The sequence below is a fragment of the uncultured Campylobacter sp. genome (genome assembly GCF_937949835.1).
Taxonomy (GTDB): domain Bacteria; phylum Campylobacterota; class Campylobacteria; order Campylobacterales; family Campylobacteraceae; genus Campylobacter_B.
Map to the genome: position 1 here is coordinate 1 of NZ_CALEDC010000402.1, position 1,872 is coordinate 1,872.

Annotated in this window: 1 protein-coding gene; it reads right to left on the reverse strand. The window is 44.7% G+C overall.

Annotated features, from left to right (window positions below; translation table 11 throughout):
• On the reverse strand, positions 1-1,219 hold a 1,219-nt coding region (locus Q0256_RS09150), incomplete at its 3' end, for a molybdopterin-dependent oxidoreductase (protein ID WP_297962390.1).
• Positions 1,220-1,872 lie beyond the last annotated feature (653 nt).

The following is a 1,872-nucleotide window of genomic DNA, read 5'->3' on the forward strand; positions in this document are numbered from 1 at the left end:
CCGGAGCTGCGGGGCTAGGGCAGCCGCCGTCGCTGTAATGATAGCCAAAGCCGTATCCACCGCCCGCAAGCCCGATTTGGCCCACGAAAGCGGCAAGCACCGTTGCCATCCAGTGAAACTGCTCGCCGTGATGAGCGCGCTGCGGACCCCAGCCGCACATTATCATAGTGCGCTTGCTGCCTAAAATTTTAGCTAAGCCTTTGATCTCATCCTCTCTCACGCCGCAAATTTTAGACGCCCACGCCGCGTCTTTTTTCAGTCCATCTTCGCTTTCGCCTCTAAGATAGGCTTTAAATTCCTCCGCGCCGTGAGTGTATTTTTTAAGAAATTTCTCATCCGCAAGCCCTTGCGCCATCATCTCGTAACATATCGCCATCATCATCGCAACGTCGGTGGTAGGGTTGATCGAAATGTGCTCAGAGCCTAAAAATTTAGCGGTGTTATTATAGACCGGATCGATCGTGATCACCTTTACGCCGCGCTTTTGCATCTGCTCTTTTAGCTTTGCGAAATACAAATAGCTCTCATGATCAGGCACTGCCCATGCGATCTGATTGGTATTGATCGGATCGGCACCCCAGATGAGCACCGCTTCGCTATGCTTTAGGATCGTAGGCCACGCGGTTTGCAAGGCGTTGGCCTCGTCCGTTCCGCTGATGTGCGGGGTTATCGCACTTATACAGTGGCACGAATAGTTAAGCTTTCTCGTAGTGTAGCCGCCGATGATATTTAGCATGCGACCGAGTAGGGTTTGCGGGTTATTTACGCTGCCGACGCTGTACCAGCCATAGCTGCCGCCGTAAATTGAGCTTGCGCCGTGCTCTTTAAGCACGCGCTTTAGCTCGTCTGCTACGAGTTTATACGCCTCATCCCAACTAATCTCGATCCACTCGTCCTTGCCGCGCATGCTTTTGTCGCTCTGCCAGCCTTTTTCTAGATAGCCTTTTCGCACGCATGGTCGCGCGATACGCGTAGCGTCGTATGTGCGCGCCGCAAGCCCCTGAGTAAGGCTGATCGGGAAAAAATCGAGCTCACTCTCGCTTAAAACGCCTTCAAATTTACCGTTTCGCCTAAGAGCCCTAACCGCGCCGAAATGCGAGGCGGTGATCGGCGCATCCTCGCTATTCATCAGATCGTCGCTAATGACGCTAGTGGCGTTCGCACTTGCCACACCTGCCGCGCTCGCGGCAACGCCTTTTAAAAATTCGCGTCTTTTCATTTTTTCTCCTTTAATGTGAAATGAATGAAAGATTTATAGAATTTTAGCATTAAAAATTGCGAATTTTTCGGCCTTAAAACGAAATTTTAAGTTATAGAGCGAAATTTTATTTTTCTATTTTTAAATAGAGCTAAGATTTTCGCGGCTTATAAAAGCTTAAATTATAAATTAAGTTTTTAAAATAATTTTACTTTAAAAACTAGCTTTTTAAATTTCGCACATCGACTCTTAAAAATTTTATAATTTTTGAGTATATCAAGAGCTCGTCGGTATTAGGCGCTATAAAATTTCATAGCGCCAGTAAGTCATAGATTGAAAATTAGATATTGATGCGATTGCCGTACGCAGGCTGTAAAACATGGCAATCGTATATTTTTGCGCTTATTATGGGGGTATACTTTTGCAGAATTTTTAAAATTCAAAAAAGTAATAAAAATTTTAACATCATTAAATGACAGTATCTGACAACGAAAAGTGAAATAATACGAAAAATTTTAAGGAGGAAGAAATGAAAAAAATCATTTTAGCTTTGGCTTTTTTAAGCTCTTTTATGTTTGCCGAAGAGGTAAAAGAGCTTACGGATGAGGAAGCAATAAATGAAATGGAAAAAGTTTGCGAGAGTGGTAAAGACTTCACGAATGAAAACGGAACCG